Origin of the sequence: Erwinia sp. PsM31 (assembly GCF_030433775.1) — a bacterium.
Taxonomy (GTDB): domain Bacteria; phylum Pseudomonadota; class Gammaproteobacteria; order Enterobacterales; family Enterobacteriaceae; genus Erwinia; species Erwinia aeris.
This window is the reverse complement of sequence record NZ_JARUWZ010000005.1, coordinates 105,935-123,569: the sequence shown is the minus strand read 5'-3', so window position 1 is coordinate 123,569 and position 17,635 is coordinate 105,935. Positions and strand designations below refer to the sequence as shown.

The 17,635-nt window shown below is 54.3% G+C and carries 18 protein-coding genes; 13 read left to right on the top strand and 5 right to left on the bottom strand.

The features are described 5' to 3' along the window. Positions 1 to 109: 109 nt before the first annotated feature. Positions 110 to 577 (bottom strand): formate hydrogenlyase regulator HycA, encoded by a 468-nt coding sequence (locus tag QCD69_RS06245; protein WP_253455228.1) that lies wholly within the window; start codon positions 575 to 577, stop codon positions 110 to 112. Positions 578 to 918: 341 nt separating this feature from the next. On the opposite strand from QCD69_RS06245, the gene hypA reads away from it, so the two are divergent. The 6 genes from hypA (at position 919) to flhA (ending at position 6,699) form a co-directional block, all read left to right on the top strand. Beyond that, positions 919 to 1,263 (top strand): hydrogenase maturation nickel metallochaperone HypA, encoded by a 345-nt coding sequence (gene hypA / locus QCD69_RS06240; RefSeq protein WP_253455227.1) that lies wholly within the window; start codon positions 919 to 921, stop codon positions 1,261 to 1,263. Positions 1,264 to 1,288: 25 nt separating this feature from the next. Then, positions 1,289 to 2,095 (top strand): hydrogenase nickel incorporation protein HypB, encoded by an 807-nt coding sequence (hypB, locus tag QCD69_RS06235; RefSeq protein ID WP_301251396.1) that lies wholly within the window; start codon positions 1,289 to 1,291, stop codon positions 2,093 to 2,095. After that, complete coding sequence (gene hypC, locus QCD69_RS06230; RefSeq protein ID WP_253455225.1) at positions 2,086 to 2,358, top strand: HypC/HybG/HupF family hydrogenase formation chaperone; 273 nt, start codon at positions 2,086 to 2,088, stop codon at positions 2,356 to 2,358. The genes hypB and hypC overlap by 10 nt, the downstream gene beginning before the upstream one ends. Positions 2,359 to 2,361: 3 nt before the next feature. Continuing rightward, positions 2,362 to 3,519, top strand: coding sequence for a hydrogenase formation protein HypD (gene hypD / locus QCD69_RS06225; RefSeq protein WP_301251395.1), 1,158 nt, complete (start codon positions 2,362 to 2,364; stop codon positions 3,517 to 3,519). Beyond that, positions 3,516 to 4,532: a hydrogenase expression/formation protein HypE gene (gene hypE, locus QCD69_RS06220; RefSeq protein ID WP_301251393.1), complete on the top strand. Its 1,017-nt coding sequence runs from the start codon at positions 3,516 to 3,518 to the stop codon at positions 4,530 to 4,532. Before hypD ends, hypE begins: the two co-directional genes overlap by 4 nt. 76 nt (positions 4,533 to 4,608) lie before the next feature. After that, the gene (gene flhA / locus QCD69_RS06215) at positions 4,609 to 6,699 is read left to right on the top strand and encodes a formate hydrogenlyase transcriptional activator FlhA (protein ID WP_301251391.1); all 2,091 of its coding nucleotides are present in this window, start codon (positions 4,609 to 4,611) and stop codon (positions 6,697 to 6,699) included. A 70-nt stretch (positions 6,700 to 6,769) separates the two neighbouring features. Here flhA and QCD69_RS06210 read toward each other — a convergent pair whose 3' ends face one another. Beyond that, a complete protein-coding gene (locus QCD69_RS06210) occupies positions 6,770 to 7,618 on the bottom strand; it encodes an MBL fold metallo-hydrolase (RefSeq protein WP_301251390.1) in 849 nt (282 codons plus the stop codon). A gap of 223 nt (positions 7,619 to 7,841) precedes the next feature. Between QCD69_RS06210 and QCD69_RS06205 the strand changes: the two genes are divergently transcribed. Further along, entirely contained in the window at positions 7,842 to 8,183 is a 342-nt protein-coding gene (locus QCD69_RS06205) for a hypothetical protein (protein WP_301251389.1), read from the top strand. A gap of 70 nt (positions 8,184 to 8,253) precedes the next feature. Here QCD69_RS06205 and QCD69_RS06200 read toward each other — a convergent pair whose 3' ends face one another. After that, positions 8,254 to 9,537 (bottom strand): cystathionine gamma-synthase family protein, encoded by a 1,284-nt coding sequence (locus QCD69_RS06200; protein WP_253455219.1) that lies wholly within the window; start codon positions 9,535 to 9,537, stop codon positions 8,254 to 8,256. 564 nt (positions 9,538 to 10,101) lie between these two features. Here QCD69_RS06200 and QCD69_RS06195 point away from each other — a divergent pair. The 3 genes from QCD69_RS06195 to hpt all read left to right on the top strand — a co-directional run bounded on the left by QCD69_RS06195 (position 10,102) and on the right by hpt (position 12,345). Then, positions 10,102 to 10,944 carry a YPO3983 family protein gene (locus tag QCD69_RS06195; RefSeq protein WP_301251387.1) on the top strand — a complete coding sequence of 281 codons (843 nt, stop codon included), beginning with the start codon at positions 10,102 to 10,104 and terminating at the stop codon, positions 10,942 to 10,944. Further along, positions 10,934 to 11,398: a DUF943 family protein gene (locus tag QCD69_RS06190; protein WP_301251386.1), complete on the top strand. Its 465-nt coding sequence runs from the start codon at positions 10,934 to 10,936 to the stop codon at positions 11,396 to 11,398. The genes QCD69_RS06195 and QCD69_RS06190 overlap by 11 nt, the downstream gene beginning before the upstream one ends. A 410-nt stretch (positions 11,399 to 11,808) precedes the next feature. Further along, entirely contained in the window at positions 11,809 to 12,345 is a 537-nt protein-coding gene (gene hpt, locus QCD69_RS06185) for a hypoxanthine phosphoribosyltransferase (protein WP_301251385.1), read from the top strand. A gap of 61 nt (positions 12,346 to 12,406) precedes the next feature. Here hpt and can read toward each other — a convergent pair whose 3' ends face one another. Next, a complete protein-coding gene (gene can / locus QCD69_RS06180) occupies positions 12,407 to 13,072 on the bottom strand; it encodes a carbonate dehydratase (protein ID WP_253455217.1) in 666 nt (221 codons plus the stop codon). Positions 13,073 to 13,178: 106 nt separating this feature from the next. Between can and QCD69_RS06175 the strand changes: the two genes are divergently transcribed. From QCD69_RS06175 to QCD69_RS06165, 3 genes are all read left to right on the top strand, one after another. Continuing rightward, positions 13,179 to 14,105, top strand: coding sequence for an ABC transporter ATP-binding protein (locus QCD69_RS06175; RefSeq protein ID WP_253455216.1), 927 nt, complete (start codon positions 13,179 to 13,181; stop codon positions 14,103 to 14,105). Beyond that, on the top strand, positions 14,102 to 14,872 hold the full coding sequence (locus tag QCD69_RS06170) for an ABC transporter permease (RefSeq protein ID WP_125289061.1): 771 nt from the start codon (positions 14,102 to 14,104) through the stop codon (positions 14,870 to 14,872). Before QCD69_RS06175 ends, QCD69_RS06170 begins: the two co-directional genes overlap by 4 nt. A 298-nt stretch (positions 14,873 to 15,170) precedes the next feature. Beyond that, positions 15,171 to 17,018 carry a hypothetical protein gene (locus QCD69_RS06165; protein ID WP_301251384.1) on the top strand — a complete coding sequence of 616 codons (1,848 nt, stop codon included), beginning with the start codon at positions 15,171 to 15,173 and terminating at the stop codon, positions 17,016 to 17,018. Between the two features lie 219 nt (positions 17,019 to 17,237). Here QCD69_RS06165 and panD read toward each other — a convergent pair whose 3' ends face one another. Continuing rightward, entirely contained in the window at positions 17,238 to 17,618 is a 381-nt protein-coding gene (panD, locus tag QCD69_RS06160; RefSeq protein ID WP_253461109.1) for an aspartate 1-decarboxylase, read from the bottom strand. Positions 17,619 to 17,635 lie beyond the last annotated feature (17 nt).

Sequence of the window (17,635 nt, the reverse complement as noted above, 5' to 3'; positions counted from 1 at the left end):
CGTCAAAAGTGACGAAATTGACGTTGAAAACAGAGTTTCGTCATTTATGTCGTCATTACTGCCCCTGTGCAGGCCATCAGATCTATTCCAGGGGATAATGGCTGGCCTGTTAAAAGGCTTTAATTAACTTTTCCAACTGCGGATGGATTGGGGTGCTGCTATGAATAGCGTCATAAATACACTGATAAATAGCGGCTATTTTATTCAGGTAGTGATCAAGCACGGCCTGCCTGTCGTGAATATCAACAGCGTTATCAATACGGCCGTCTTCGGTTAATGTCGCCCGGGAAAAGGCCTGAAAATCTTCCGGCTCACCTGGCTGCGCCATATTAAGGCTGTAGACGATTTGCTGACTGTAAAAGTCAGCCTGCAAATGGATGCTGATAATAAAATGGTTAAATAAGACAAAATGGATGCCGCGCTCGTTGCTGCAGGTGAATTCATGATTAATGTTGTGACTGGAAAGGGCTACGGCCTGCGTCAGCGCGTTCTGATAGGTACGCCAGTGCGCTTTCAACTGGTTGTTTTTACTGGCGATATACTCAGCCTGGTCGGCCAGTTCGCTAAGGGAGCTCATAAGCATTACCACGGGTTAAGGTGAACAGGATACCGTTTCGACATTGCTATTACGCCAACGAAACAGGATTGCTGAGAACCTAATGGCATAAAGTGTGCCAGGTCATGAAAATATTCTAAAACACTTTGTAGTTCATCAATTTAAAGGCGATTGGCGGTAATCTCTTTGCCCGATTATTTAGCGCTGTCGATGTCAAAGACATGTCATTTCGTCATATCTGACGGTCAGTTAAATACGCGTTTCTTTCCGGCTCTGGCCATATCGATAAGGCATAAACGCCGTGTCGAAAAAAGCTGGCATTGATATTGCAAATTACTCCTCAGCATCCGAGGAGAAAGGCAATGCACGAAATTACTTTGTGTCAAAACGCCGTAGAAATAATGCAGCAGTTTGCCCTGCGTCATCATGCCCGACGTATTACCTCCGTATGGTTGGAAGTCGGCGCGTTTTCCTGTGTCGAGCCCGAAGCGCTGCGCTTCTGTTTCGACCTGGCCTGTCGGCAAACGCTGGCGGAAGGCTGCGATCTGCATCTTGATACGCCAGCGGCGGTCAGCTGGTGTCACGACTGCCAGCGCGATATCACCTTATTGATGGCGGGCGTGCTGCTCTGCCCGGACTGTGGCGGACGTCGTCTGCGGGTGATTGCGGATGACGGCATGAAAATTAAACGTATCGAAATTGAATAGCGGGCCAGCGCCCGGGGAGAAAATTATGTGCAGTACCTGCGGCTGTGCCAGCGGCGAGCTTCGTATTGAAGGCGTGAGCGGCGACGCCTTGCATTCTCACGATGGCGGCGGCCATTGCCATCACCACGGCGGCCATGCTCACAGCCATCAGGAGCGCGCCCATGGGCTGCCTTATGTGCCGCGCCGTCTGGTCGATATAGAAACCGAAGTCCTGGCAAAAAATAACCACATCGCCGCGCATAATCGCGAGCATTTTGCCGCCGCGTCCATTCTGGCGCTGAATCTGGTTTCCAGCCCCGGTTCGGGTAAAACAACCCTGCTGACGAACACTCTGCTGCGCCTTGCGCCGCGGCAAGCGTGCGCCGTTATCGAGGGCGATCAGCAAACCGCTAACGATGCCGAGCGCATCCGCGCGACCGGCGTCCCGGCGATTCAGGTCAACACCGGCAAAGGCTGTCACCTGGATGCGCAAATGGTGCATCAGGCGGTACATCAGCTGGCTCCTGAAAACCACAGCCTGCTGTTTATCGAAAACGTCGGCAATCTGGTGTGCCCGGCCAGTTTTGATCTTGGGGAGCATTGCAAAGTGGCGGTACTGTCGGTCACGGAAGGGGAAGACAAGCCGCTGAAATATCCCCATATGTTCGCGGCGTCGCGCCTGATGATCCTGAATAAAATCGACCTGCTGCCTTACCTGAATTTTGACGTCGAAGCCTGTATCGCTAACGCGCGGCTGGTCAATCCACAGATTGACGTCATTCAGCTGTCGGCCACCACCGGAGAAGGCATGGCGCGCTGGCTGGCATGGCTGGAGCAACAGCAATGTGCATAGGCATTCCGGGGCAGATTGTCGCGCTGCATGAACAGCACAGCGATCATGCCTGGGCTGAGGTCTGCGGCCTGCGTCGCGAAGTCAATATCGCCCTGGTCTGTGGCGATAACCGCGAGGCCTTGCTCGGAAGCTGGGTGCTGATCCACGTGGGTTTTGCGCTGGCCCGGCTGAACGAGCAGGAAGCGCAGGAGACGCTGGCCGCCCTTCATGCCATGGAAGAGCTGGAAGCCGACGTGGCGCTGTTCCTGGCGGGTGAGAGGTAAAATATGCGTTTTGTTGATGAGTTTCGCGATCCGGCGCTGGCGAAGAAGCTGCTTGAACGGCTTAACCAGCAGGCGACGCGGCTGCCTTTTACCGCAGAAAAACCGATGCGGATAATGGAGGTGTGCGGCGGGCATACCCATGCCATTTTTAAATTCGGCCTGGATAAGCTGCTGCCGCCACCGCTGGAGTTTATCCACGGGCCGGGCTGTCCGGTCTGCGTGCTGCCTATGGGCAGAATCGATGCCTGCTGTGAGATTGCCGCCCGACCAGACGTCATTTTTTGTACCTTTGGCGATGCGCTGCGCGTGCCGGGCAAGCAAGGCTCGCTGTTACAGGCCCGCGAGCGCGGCGCGGACGTCCGCGTGGTTTACTCGCCGCTCGATGCGCTTAAGCTGGCGCGGGAAAATCCCCGGCGGCAGGTGGTCTTTTTTGCGCTGGGCTTTGAAACCACCATGCCGGTTACTGCCGTTACGCTGCAACAGGCAAAGCGGCAGCGGCTCGGCAATTTCAGCGTGTTTTGTCAGCATATCAGCCTGATGCCCACCTTACGCAGCCTGCTGCAGCAGGACGATGTTCGAATTGACGCGTTTCTGGCGCCCGGCCACGTCACCATGATCACCGGAACCGCACCATACCGGTTTATCCATCAGCAATTTGGCAAGCCGCTGGTGGTCAGTGGGTTTGAGCCGCTGGATATACTGCAAAGCGTCCTGATGCTGGTGGAGCAGGTGTGCGAGTCAGGCTGTAAAACAGAAAACCAATATCGACGCGTGGTGCCGGAAGAGGGGAACCTGCTGGCGCAGCGGGCGATACGGGAAGTCTTTCAGCTTGCCGGCAGCAGCGAGTGGCGTGGACTGGGGCTGATTGAGGCATCCGCTATTTCGCTGACCGAAGCCTATGCCGGTTTTGACGCCGAACGGCGCTTTACACCGGGCACATACGCCGTCGCCGATCATCCCCAGGCGCGCTGTGGCGATGTGCTCACAGGACGTTGTAAACCGCACCAGTGCCCGCTGTTCGGTACCGCCTGCACGCCGCATAACGCCTTTGGTGCGCTGATGGTTTCTTCCGAAGGCGCCTGCGCCGCCTGGTACCAGTATCGGCACCAGGAAACCCCGGCGGAAGTTCCGCCAGGGGCAGCTACGAGGGTAACCGAATGACGGCACAAACCGTAACGATGGCGCACGGCAGCGGCGGCCGCGCCATGCAGCAGATGATTGAACGGATGTTTCTGCAGGCGTTTGATAATCCCTGGCTTAACGAGCGGGAAGACGGCGCCCGGCTGTCGCTGGCCGATTTTACCCGTCAGGGCGACCGGCTGGCTTTTTCCACCGACAGCTATGTTATCGATCCCATTTTCTTTCCTGGCGGCAATATCGGCAAGCTGGCGGTCTGCGGTACAGCGAACGATCTGGCGGTCTGCGGCGCCATACCCACTTACCTCTCCTGTGGTTTTATCCTGGAAGAGGGCCTGCCGCTTGACGATTTGCAGAGCATCGTCAGTGCCATGGCGCAGACCGCGCAGCAGGCTGGCATCGCTATCGTTACCGGTGATACCAAGGTAGTTCAGCGTGGCGCAGCCGATAAGATCTTTATTAACACGGCAGGGATCGGTGCGATCCCAACGGCGGTGAAATGGGCGGCCAGCACCGTTCAGCCAGGAGACAAGATCCTGGTGAGCGGTACGCTTGGCGACCATGGCGCCACTATTCTGAATCTGCGCGAGCAGTTGGGAATGGATTTGGACGTGCAGAGCGACTGTGCGGTGTTAGCTCCCCTGATTGCGCCGCTGCGTTTGCTGCCCGGCGTGCACGCGCTGCGCGACGCCACGCGCGGCGGCGTCAATGCTGTCCTGCACGAGTTCGCCGGGGCCAGCGGGTTGGGTATCTCAATAGAGGAAAATGCCCTGCCGGTAAAGCCTGCGGTAAGAGGGATTTGTGAACTGCTGGGGCTGGAGGCGCTGAATTTCGCTAACGAAGGCAAGCTGGTGCTGGCGGTTTCCGCCCGGGCAGAGCAGCAGGTGTTAAGCGTGTTGCGCAATCATCCGCTGGGCGCGGATGCGGTCACTATCGGCGAGATGACGGCAAATCCGCAGGTCTGCTTACGCGGCGCGCTGGGGGTTTCGCGCCAGCTGATGTTACCCCATGCAGAGCCTTTGCCGCGCATTTGTTGACCTTAATAAAAGCGTATCGGATCTGACTTTCTTTGCGCAATTCTCTTTCTTATCAGAGGTTATCCAGGGTAAAGCTATGCAAACTGCCACTCTAAGCAACACCAAACAAGAAGGATTGTTGACGCTGACGCGAACCCTGCTGCGGCAGCAAACCATGAGCTCGCTGTTGCAAGCCCTGACGCAGGTGGTACAGCGCGTGAATATGGCAGAAGCCGTCACGCTGCTGCTGTTCGGCAACAATGCCCGCGTCCATTTTTACGGCACCGATGCGATGCATCAGCCGATTGTGTATGAGGATGAGACGCTGCTGGCAAGCGGCCCGGTGCATTCACTGCGTAAAACGGCAAGCACGCAGGGCTGGCGTGGTGAAGCGCTGCATCGGCATTATCCGCAGCTGGCCGCGCTGGATCTTTATCCGCCGTTTACCGACTACTGCCTGGTGCCGCTAACAGGGCCGTCCGGCGTGCTGGGCGGCTGCGAATTTATGCGTCAGAACGGCCAGGCGTTTACTGTTGAAGATAAAAAGGCGCTGAATGAGCTGTGCCTGCTGGCTGCCGTGGCGGTTGAACAGATCCAGCTGCATGAGAATGCCCAGCTACAGCAGTCGCTGTTGCGTCATGAACGGGATGATTTTCGTCTTTTGGTCGATATTACTAACGCCGTCATTTCCCGCCTGGATCTGGATGAACTGACCGGTGAAATTGCCAAAACGATCCACCACTTTTTTCATATCAACGCCATCAGCATCGTACTGTGCGACGTGGATAAAACGAGCGAGCAGGCAAATGTTTACACCACTCACTATATAGAGGCGCACGTCGCGGAGCGTGAACAGTCCCGCATCACGCTGGTCGGCACGCTGGAAGAGCAGGTGATGAAAAGCGGTGAAAGCCTGCTCGTCAACGTGCCGCCCGCAAAAGGGCAGGAGAAGGTGCAAAACGCCCTGTTTCAGCAGCTGTGGCCTAATCAGGTCAAAACGTTATGTATTCTGCCGCTGCGTTTTAAAGACAAAACGCTGGGCGTGCTGAAACTGGCCAAGACGCAGCCCGACAACTTTACGCCCGCCAACCTGAGGGTGTTGCAGCAGATTGCCGAGCGCATCGGCATCGCGGTAGATAACGCGCTGGCCTATCAGGAGATCAAGAGCCTGAAGGAGAAGCTACAGCATGAAAATCTTTATCTGACCGAGCAGATCAACAGCCACAATCCCGATTTCAGCGATATCGTTGGGCGAAGCGCCAGTATGTCAAAAGTGCTGAAACAGGTCGAAATTGTGGCGAAAAGTGACTGTTCGGTATTGATCCTTGGTGAAACCGGCACGGGCAAAGAGCTGATTGCCAGGGCGATACATAACCTGGGCGATCGGCGTGATAAACGCATGGTAAAGATGAACTGTGCGGCAATGCCCGCCGGCCTGATGGAAAGCGAGCTGTTTGGCCATGAGAAAGGCGCGTTCACCGGCGCGACGGCTCAGCGTATGGGCCGTTTTGAGCTGGCCGACCAGGGGACGCTGTTTCTGGACGAGGTGGGTGAAATCCCTTTAGAACTGCAGCCCAAGCTGTTGCGGATCCTCCAGGAGCAGGAATTTGAACGGGTCGGCGGAAGCAAGCAAATTTCCGTAAACGTGCGGATAATCGCGGCGACTAACCGCGATCTGAGCCAGATGGTGGCCGACAGGGCTTTCCGTAGCGATCTCTATTATCGGTTAAACGTCTTCCCCATTGTGATCCCGCCGCTGCGCGAACGTCCGGAGGATATTCCGCAGCTGGTGAAGTTCCTGACCTATAAAATTTCCCGCCGTATGAAGCGGACTATCGACAGCATTCCGGCAGAAACGTTGAGGTTGCTCAGCCGTATGCCGTGGCCGGGCAACGTGCGTGAGCTGGAAAACGTGATTGAGCGTGCGGTGCTGCTGACGCGCGGCAGCGTGCTGGATTTACAGCTTCCTGAGCTGAATTATCCGCTGCCGATCGCCGATGTGCCCAGCCTGGCGGCGGAAGCCTCGGCCCCACCGCTAAGCGGGGAAGATGAACGCGAGCGCATTATTCAGGTATTAAAAGAAACCAACGGCGTCGTCGCCGGGCCGCGCGGTGCGGCGGTTCGTCTGGGGCTGAAACGGACTACCTTGCTTTCCAGAATGAAAAAAATGGGGATTACAGGAAAATAACGGCTTTCATCAGCGCTGGCCTGGTGAAAAGTGCATAAGGTAGCCCCTTGCAGGGGAAAGCCCGGAAAGCTTATCGGTTTTGGTCAGGCGGCGAGCCTCCGGCGATCATCCGCTCCAGCTCGCGGAAATCATGGCTGCAAAACAAACTGATTTCCGCAGAGTGATGGCGGGCCAGCTCGCGCAGGCGCTGCTGATTAACGCGTCTGACGTCGTTATCGGCGGCCATAAACCACTGATAAAACCGCAACCCCGGCGTACAGTGGCGCGGATGCTCAAGCTCGCGCTGATAAAACCACGCATCGCCGCCGTGCAGCAGCCAGCCGGTATCGGTCTGCACCGCTATTCCCGCATGGCCTTGCGTATGACCAGGCAAAGGGATCAGCAATATTTCCGGCGGCAGGCCTTTTAAACCGGTGACGGCATCAAAGCCAAACCACTTTTCACCGGATGCGTGATAACCCGTCCAGCCTGAAACGCCGCTCCACTGGCCAGGCCGATAACGGGAACGGGCCAGCCAGCTGTCGCGCTGCCGGGAAGTATCGATTTCCCGCTGCATCAGATGGATTTGCGCCTGCGGAAAATCGGTCAGCCCACCGGCATGGTCAAAGTCCAGATGGGTCAGCACGATATGGCGAACGTCCGAGGCCTGGTAGCCCAGCGCCAGGATTTGCGACAGCGCTGTCAGAGAGGGTTTGCGCTGAATATTGTTCATCACGCGGAAAAAAGTGGCTAAGCGGCTGCCAGGCGCGCGCATATCTTCCGTACCGAATCCGGTATCAACCAGCACCAGCCCGCTGTTTTCCGTTTCGATAAGCAGGCAATGGCAGGCAAGATGCGCCCGGATGCCTTTGCTGAAACCGTCATAAAGCGCGCCGCCAACGGGACACATACAGCCACAGTTAAGATGAATAACCTTCACGGATTCTCCTCCAGCAGGATCGGTTCATAGCGGAATCAATAAGTGTAGGCGTTTTCCTGGACTCCTGACCGCAGGTAAAACCAGCCGGAAGATGTCGTTGCTTCGCGATTTGTCCGTTATTCCTTCAGAAAATTTTATTGGAGCGGACGGCGTGGTGCCCGGTCTGGACGTAAAAACATTTCCTGTTACAATCCCCGCTCTTAAAAAAAGCCAGGATAAAAAGATGAAAATGAAAGCATTATTAGGCGCGGTATTGGCGGGAAGCCTGCTGCTCAGCGGCTGTGGCATGGTTGATAATGCGGTACGCACCGACGAAAGCATTAAAGAAAAAGCAGCTTTCGCGCTGGGCACTACGGCGGATAAAGTCATCATCACGCAACGTACCAGCGATATCGACTCGGTCAGATTCCATGCCTCTACCCAGGGCAAAGTCTTCCAGTGCTATTACTCTACGGCTGGCATCAGCAGCGATGCTGTTTGCTCTCCGACGGATGGCTCTTCTCTGCCAACGGCAGCGGGTTCTGCCTCGTGCAACGCATTGCTGAAAGCCGCACATAAGTGCTGAGTCCAGTCTGATATATGGCCCCGGCTGACGGTTTTGCCGGGGCCGCGTACAACCTGCTACAAGAAAACGGTCACACCTTTTCCAGCGCCAGGCGTAGATCCTCAATCAGATCGTCTTTGTTTTCGATGCCGATAGAGACGCGAACGGTAGCCTCATTGATGCCGATACGCGTGCGCACCTCCGCCGGGACGCCGGAATGCGTGGTGCTGGCAGGATGGCTGGCGAGTGATTCGGTGCCGCCAAGACTTACCGCCAGCTTAAACAGCTGGAGCGCATTCAGCAGCTTAAAGGCAGCCGCCTGGCCGCCGACCACGTCGAACGAGAACGTCGATCCCGCGCCGCTACACTGTTGTTGATAAACCTCTGCGGCTGGCGAACCGGCTTCCAGAAATGGCAGATAGTGCAGTTTTTCAATTTTTTGATGCGATTGCAGAAACGCGGCGACGGCGGCGGCATTGTCATTGGCGCGCTCCATACGCAGCGACAGCGTTTCCAGCGAGCGGCCGATCATCCAGCAGGAGTGCGGATCGAGCTGGGTACCAATCGCGCTGCGCAGCGCTTTAATCTGTTTAATCAGCGCCTTGCTGCCCATCACCGCACCGGCAATCAAATCGGAATGGCCGCCGACATATTTAGTCAGCGAATACAGCGACAGATCCGCGCCGTGTTCGGTTGGACGCTGAAAGACCGGCCCGAGCAGCGTGTTATCACAGGCAATAATCGGACGATGCTGCTGCTGCTGTGCTATTTCATCAGCCACGCGTTTAATCAGCGCGATATCCACCAGGCTGTTGGTAGGGTTAGCGGGCGATTCAATGAGGATCATTGATACGCGTCCCTGTTTCATTGCCTCTTTTGCCGCTGCCCGTACGGAGGCCTCATCCACGCCGTCGGCAAACCCGACCGACGCCACGCCCAGCCGACGAAAAGTTTTGGTCAGCAGCGTTTCGGTGCCGCCATATAAAGGCTGCGAATGCAGAATGGCGTCGCCTGGCTCGACAAAGGCCAGCAGGGCGGTAGAAATAGCCGACATGCCCGAAGAGAACAGCGCCGCGCTTTCGGTGCGCTCATAAATCGCCAGCCGATCCTCGACGATTTCGCTGTTGGGATGATTAAAGCGTGAGTAAACCAGGCCGTTGCCTTCGCCTTCCGGCGGCTCGCGACGACCGGAAACGTAATCGAAAAAGTCACGGCCTTCTTCGGCGCTGGTAAAAATAAAGGTCGAAGTCAGGAACACGGGCGGTTTCACTGCGCCTTCGGACAGCGCAGGATCGTAACCGTAGTTAAGCATTTGCGTTTCAGGCTGTAGTTCACGATTGCCGAGATGCGTTTTTTTTGCGTGTTGCGTCGCCATGGGTTCTCCTGACCAGCGAGGGTAAATAAGCGATCGCATCTTAGCCTTACCGCCTTAACGTTATTAAATAATTTATTGGACTATCGTTAAGCTTTTACTGAAAATATTCAGGCCTTCCGGAAGGCTATATGTCTGTTAGCATGAAATTCAGTTGCTGTTATTCTTCGCTGAAGGAAAAGCAGCAAAAAAAGCGGCGTGATGAACGGATTGATCGGGATGAAATATAACGACGACAGGATTTTTTCCAGCAAAAGGTTTTACAAAAAAAAATTTTTTGACAGCGTCCATTAAGCAATGGAAAAGCTATTCATTGGTTTTAATTAACGGAACGCTGTTGGCTATGCCGCTGACCTTTCCATTAGCGCTATATTCCCCAGATCTTTGGCTATCTTGCTTTTCCGATTTTGCGGGCTGGAAAGGTATGAAACGGATACACTCCGCTCAAGCGGGCAAAATTCTTAATTTTTTTTCATTTAAATGTCGGGCGTTTACAGGCGATTTGAGCGGCGCTAGATTTACATCTAGCTGAAAATTTTCAGGAGTAACCCACAAGGAAGCGATACCATGTCTGCATTACAATTCCCCTGTACAATTTTCAAAACACAAAAAAAGATGGAAGATTACAGCGCCAGTGATATGCATTGTGGCGATTTATCAGAATTTCAGCTGAAAAGAGCGTTTCATCTGGTCGATGTATCCACCAGAGTCAATCCTTACACATTGACCAAAATCACCCCATTTAATCAACCTCAATCGAGATTCTATGGCTCCCGTAGCGAAGGTGAGAAAATTTCCCGGCAAGAATGTGCCAAAATCCTCTTTGATGAATTCCGACACCTTTCGCGGACATTTTCCATTTACGGACCTTACAGCCATCTGATTGAAAAAATGATAACCCATATGCAGAAAGGCAACGGCATGCCTTTTCAGGATACGTCTTTGGATAGTGCGTTAAAAAAGCATATTCTAAATGATAATTCTAAAAACAATACGCGTCTTTTGTTAACTAAAGTCGTTGGTAAAAACATAGACTGGGGAAAGGGTTACTTTCCTTTAGCGCAAAAAAAAGAGTTAACAAAAGCGATCCTTAGAGGGAAGTTACCTAAGTTTGATCGGTTGCAGGATAGTTTTAACGGAATGGGGATTACAGTACATGATGTATGGGCTACACATATCGCTATAAAATCACTGCATATTGAAAATGAGCGGTACCGCGCGCTTGTGAATTACAAAATACAGGATCATTTTGGCCTGGATAGTGAAGATATTTCAGCGCTAAAATTTAATCAGTTCCGTTTTTTTCGCATCTGGTTTTTGCTTCAACGATACAACCTGTTTGGCTTTAAACCCTTTATGACCAATATGGAAACCACTGTGGAAATTACCGGGAGACGTGATGAAAACTAATAAAAAATTATTGAGTACGTTGTTACTGGTTGGTAGCGTGTCACTGGTCTATGTTTTTTGGTTGTTTTTTCGCCCTGTAGTAATAGTTGCCGTTCACGAGGACGGGAACTTCAGTGATGTCATAGTAAAAAATGTTCCGTTTACCGATCGGGGTAAAATAGCCTGGTGGCTTAAAAATAAAGATAAGCTAAAAAACCGTTACGGCATCCCTAAACCAGCATTATATGGAAATTACACCATTAGCTTTTGGTTATTTGGTGATGACTATAAAGAAGAGAGCAAGTATGACAGGTTATGTTTTAAGGATATGCAAACTGATAAGAACTGCATTGATAAAAACAGAGTGTTTTCAATAGATAAGAGCAAGAATAAGGGGACTATTTTCGTTGTGTATGATGGCGATGATTACCGACTGGAAGAAAATGGGGAAGTAATAAAAATTGACCATAATTAAAGCTTTATTTATTGCGTAGTGCCCAGGGGAAAATCTTCCTTCCCCTGCTGATTTCTTATCATGTTTCAGCCGGGTACTGAGATACGCTGATAACGGACACAGCTAAAAACATTCATCACCGGCCTTCAGGGAAGTTATTGCCCCCTTTTTCGGAGATCGGCAATGCAAGACAAGGGGTAATCTAACCCCTGAGTTTTTCCCGTCGGCCAAAAGTGGCGATTTGTTCGCATGCTTTCAGTTCATCCGGCAATCATCCCTGATATAATCCCCCTCCTTAAGAGGTTCTCATGCTATCGCCGTTGTATTGGATTGTGTGGTACTCCGTACAGCAATCGGTGTGTCAATATCGACTTTTCATACACGCTTTACATGATGTTTAACTGAATAAAATCAGTGAGATAAGCTAATTTATGAAACACACTGTAGAAGTCATGATCTCCGAGCAAGAGATCGCCAAACGCATCGCTGAACTGGGCCAGCAGATCACCGAAAACTACCGCGACAGCGGTAGCGAAATGGTGCTGGTCGGCCTGCTGCGCGGTTCCTTTATGTTTATGGCGGATCTCTGCCGCAGGATTGAGGTATCGCACGAGGTCGATTTTATGACGGCTTCCAGCTACGGCAGCGGTACGTCCACCACGCGCGATGTGAAAATCCTTAAGGATCTGGATGAAGATATCCGTGGCAAGGATGTGCTGATCGTGGAAGACATTATCGACTCCGGCAATACGCTGAGCAAAGTGCGGGAAATCCTGCGCCTGCGCGAGCCAAAGTCGCTGGCAATCTGTACGCTGCTGGATAAGCCTGAACGGCGGGAAGTGGAAGTGCCGGTGGAATACGTGGGCTTCACTATTCCTGATAAATTCGTGGTGGGCTACGGCATCGACTACGCCCAGCGCTATCGCCATCTGCCTTACGTAGGCCACGTGGTGATGCTGGAAGAGTAACGCTCACCGCACGATCGACTAAGGCCGGATTTCCCGGCCTGATATATGATCCGGCCGGAGATCAGCTCGGGTTTTGCAAGCCTTTCAGCGCGTTAGCGATACCTTTATGGTGACGCTCTTCAAGCACGTCCATGCTGGAAGCGCCGACTTCCAGGTCGTGCAGGTGGCCATCCTGAATACCGTAAACCCAGCCGTGAATTTTGACATTCTGACCGCGTTTCCATGCCGACTGCATGATGGTGGAGTGGCCCAGGTTATAAACCTGCTCGATCACGTTGATTTCACAAAGTTTGTTAAAACGCTGCTCCGGCGTCGGCAGCTGTTTCAATGACGAACTATGCTTGTACCACAGATCGCGGATGTGCAGCAGCCAGTTGTTGATCAGACCCAGTTCCGGGTTCTCGACCGCCGCCTGCACGCCGCCGCAGCCGTAGTGGCCGCAGATAATGATGTGCTCCACCTGCAGAACCTCCACCGCGTACTGCACAACGGAAAGGCAGTTCAGATCGGTGTGAATAACCAGGTTAGCTACGTTGCGATGAACGAACAGTTCGCCCGGCTCCAGGCCGGTCAGACGTTCGGCTGGTACACGGCTGTCGGAACAGCCAATCCAGAGAAAACGAGGCTTCTGCGCCAGCGACAGGCGTTCAAAAAAAGCCGGGTTCTCTTCTTTCAGCAGGCGAGACCACTCGCGGTTGTTACTAATGAGAGTATCAATATCTTTCATTTTTATAGCGCCATAACTTGATATGCGTGGCAGTAATATAGGCCATCAAACTGTGATTGAAAACGCTAAACAAGAAAACCATACAAAACAGGGCAATCCTTTACCTATGACTTATGCACTGGAACTCGAAAAGCTGACCAAAACCTATGCGGGTGGCGTTCAGGCCTTGAAAGGAATCGATCTTAACGTGGAAGCGGGCGACTTTTATGCGCTGCTTGGCCCCAACGGCGCGGGCAAATCCACCACTATCGGTATTATCAGCTCGCTGGTGAATAAAACTGCCGGCAAGGTGCGGGTGTTTGGCTATGACCTGCAGCAGGATGTGGTCAACGCCAAGCGCCAGCTGGGCCTGGTGCCGCAGGAGTTTAACTTCAACCAGTTTGAAACCGTGCTGCAAATCGTGGTCAGCCAGGCGGGCCTTTACGGCGTAGAGAAAAAAGAAGCGCTGCAAAGGGCGGAAAAATATTTAAAGCAGCTCGATCTGTGGGACAAGCGCAACGAGCGGGCGCGGATGCTTTCCGGCGGCATGAAACGCCGCTTGATGATCGCCCGCGCGCTGATGCACGAGCCAAAGCTGCTGATCCTGGATGAGCCGACCGCAGGCGTGGATATTGAGCTGCGCCGCTCGATGTGGAGCTTTTTGCAGGATCTGAACGCCAAAGGCACCACCATCATCCTGACCACCCACTATCTGGAAGAAGCCGAGATGCTTTGCCGCAATATCGGCATTATTCAGCACGGCCGACTGGTGGAAAACACCACCATGAAAGGGCTGCTGGCGAAGCTGAAATCGGAAACCTTTATCTTCGATCTGGCGGCAAAAAGCCCGCTGCCGGCGCTGGAAGGCTTCCAGTACCGGCTGGTGGATACCTCAACGCTGGAGGTAGAAGTCATGCGCGAGCAGGGGCTGAACAGCGTCTTCAGCCAGCTCAGCCAGCAGGGCGTCAAGGTATTGAGTATGCGCAACAAGGCTAACCGCCTTGAGGAGCTGTTTGTAGACCTGGTAAACGGTCGCAAAGGAGAGAAAGCATGACACATCTGTACTGGGTTGCCCTGAAAAGTCTCTGGGGAAAAGAGATTAACCGTTTTGCCCGCATCTGGATCCAGACGCTGGTGCCGCCGGTTATCACCATGACGCTCTATTTTATTATCTTCGGCAACCTGATTGGCTCCCGCATTGGCGATATGCATGGCTTCAGCTATATGCAGTTTATCGTGCCGGGGCTGATTATGATGGCGGTGATCACCAATGCCTATGCCAACGTAGCGTCCTCTTTTTTCAGCTCTAAATTCCAGCGCAACATTGAAGAGCTGCTGGTGGCGCCGGTGCCGACGCACGTCATTATCGCTGGCTATGTCGGCGGCGGCGTGGCGCGCGGCGTCTGCGTCGGGATCCTGGTGACCGCGGTGTCGCTGTTCTTTGTGCCGTTTCACGTGCACTCCTGGCTGATGGTGGCGGTAACGCTGCTGCTGACGGCGATCCTGTTTTCGCTGGCGGGCCTGCTGAACGCGGTCTTCGCTAAAACCTTTGATGACATCAGCCTGATCCCGACCTTTGTGCTGACGCCGTTAACCTACCTGGGCGGCGTGTTCTATTCGCTGACGCTGCTGCCGCCGTTCTGGCAGATGGTGTCGAAGCTGAACCCGATCGTCTATATGATCAGCGGTTTCCGCTTCGGCTTTTTGGGCATCTCCGACGTGCCGCTGGTGTTTACGCTGGCGGTGCTGGTAGGCTTTATCGCGGTGTTTTACATTCTGGTCTGGTGGCTGATCCAGCGCGGAAGAGGGCTGCGTACCTAAACGCTTAAAAGCCTCTCTTCCCGCAAGGGGAAGGGAGGCTGAACCGCCTTCTCTCTGCATGGAGAAGGTTGCTGAACGAAGAAAGCGTAACCGCAAATAGCACGATCTCTATCCCCGCATTATTTGACGTCCATCACTGAATATAAGAAAACCTTATTTAGCTGCAAACTTTTTCCTCCCTGTTGCCACTCAGTCCTATCGCGAGCACGTTGTACTGGTAGTGAGTATGGCCGGTGTTGTCACGATAAATCAGCAGGCCACAAGCCTGTTATCTTTGACTCAACTCTGGATCAAACTTATGGCAGGCGTAAATGCATTACCTTCTACCTTAACTACCGCCACTCACTCTTCAGGCCAGGCAACCTCCAGTCAGGAGGCTCGCGCCCGGGGCACCGGGGGAGCAGGCCCTTCTACGGCGGTTACCACACCGGCAGACGCTGCGCGCGATCGGGCCATTAACAACATAGTTACCCAGCTCAATCACTATTTTCCCGGCAGTACCGCATTGCACACGCTGGTACAGGATCGTGCCGCTGAGCTTCATGATATGGGGGAGACGCCTCAAAGCGTTGCCGAAAATATGGCCAAAGCGCAGAAAATGGATTACATCAGCGAGGCCGCAGGCAACGCGGTAAAAGCGTTTCCTTTTGCCATCTCGGGCTACGCCTCAGGCGCCCTCAAATTAGGCGCAGGCGTGGCCGGTTCCACGCCGGGTTCGGAAGCGCTGGCGGGGGCGATTGATGGGGCCACGGCGATGGTGATGAAATCCGTAGGCGATAAGGTATTTGCTGATACGGTAAAGGATACGCTGTGGCTGGCAGCCGATTCCGCAAAGCTGGAGCCGGAAATGCAGGAGGTGCTGAAAAAGCGCCAGGGCCTGGGAGAAAGCCTGAAGCTGGCTCCGCTGGGCGGCCAGGGATTCAATGGCCGTAATGCCGTGGTCGGCGCTGTAGCCGCGGCGACGCATAATAATCCTCAGGCGGTGTCGCATACCAGCAATGTGCTGAGTCTGGCAGCAGGCGCGGCGGGCGGCGTCCTCACCAACAAGTTCAGCGCTTCCCACGGCCCTGAATTCCTGCTGGGACGCACCGACTGGAAAGCGCAATACACCGCGTTGAAGTCTACCAGCGTCAAGCAGCAGATGGCGTCCGGAGGCGCGGAAAGGCTGAAAACGCTGCTGCTTAGCTTACTAACGCCCCGTAATTATGCTAAGGGAACGCTGAATATTACTTCAGGAAATATGGTGTCGGAAATTGGCGCCTTAGCCGTGGCGCTGGCCGGAAACAATGCCTTACGCAATGTTGTGCGTAATAAAGGCGTGAGCGAAGCCGTGAGTTCTGCCCCCTCCGCCGCGATTGATGACGCGCTTGGACGCCTCGGCGCAGGCCAGCTGACCTCGCCATCAGAGATTGCTAAAGATCAGGCGATTAACCTTGTCGGCGCCGCGCTGGCCTATGCTTTTCAGGGCGTCGCAGGCGCGTTAGCCGGGCCGGCGCCAACCCGCAATGACGAAGCCGTAGATTTTTTGGCGGATAAAGTCGTGAACAGCGTAATTGGGGAGAAAACCGGTGAAGTGCGGGATAAGGCTATTGAGGTGGTACAGCAAGGGGCAAGAGATGTGGGACAGATGACCGTCGATGCCGCGGTGAAAACCAAAAACTCGGTCAAGGAAGGCGCCATCTCATTAGCCGATGGAGCGGTCAAAACGGGCAACGCGGTTGGCAGCGGTCTGAAAACGGCGAAAAATAACGTTTCTGACGCCATGAGCAATGCCCATCAGTGGGCGGGCGAACAAATCAAAAAGCAGTTTGCTTCTCCGCCACAGCCAGCCGCGCAGGCGATGCCGTCGTCAGCCCCTCAGGCTTCGTCGTCACGGCCTGCCGCGCAGACGTCAGGACAGACCACCGCGCCACAAACTGCGCCGCCACCGGCACGACCTGTCGCTCCGACGGCACCCCAGGCCTCGACGTCACAAACTACGGCACCGACCCGACCTGCCGCGCAAACGGCGCCACAGGCTTCGACCTCAAAGCCTGCCGCTCAGACGGCGCCGCCTTCAGCCGCGCCTGGCGGATCCGGGCCCGCCGCGCAGCCAGCGAGCGAAGAAATTGAGATGCAGCCGTTGGGCAAAAGTAAGCAGGCGTAGCCTGAGGGGGGGCCTGGGGCTGGAAGAGTCAAACCCTGCCAGGTAAACGGCGGTGTCTCCAGCTGCGCCAGCCTCCTCTAGCCCCGCAGCCGGGGAGACAGAGATGCCGCCGCCGGGTAACAGTAAGCAGAGCCGGGCCGGAAAACGGGAGTAAAAGGAAAGGGCGGGGTCTGAACGATGGCGGTAAGAAGAGCGGGGGAGTCATCCCCCGCCAGTAGATTAAGCGACCTGCACCGGCACCGCTTTCGCCAAACGCTTCATCACATTATCGCCTTCAAAGTAGGCGACTTTCGGCTGCCATTCGCGGGCTTCGGCATCCGACATCGTCACGTAAGAGCAAATAATCAGAATATCGCCTTCGCAAGCACAGCGGGCGGCCGCGCCGTTGACGGAGATAATTTTCGAGCCGCGTTCGGCCGCGATAGCATAGGTAGAGAAGCGCTGACCGTTAGTCACGTTATAGATATCGATCGCTTCATATTGCAGGATGCCGGAAGCATCCAGAAAGTCCTGGTCAATGGCGCAGGAGCCTTCATAGTTCAGATCTGCCTGCGTGACTTTGACGCGGTGGAGTTTGCCCTGCAGCATGGTACGGTTCATCATTTACCTCTGGTGAA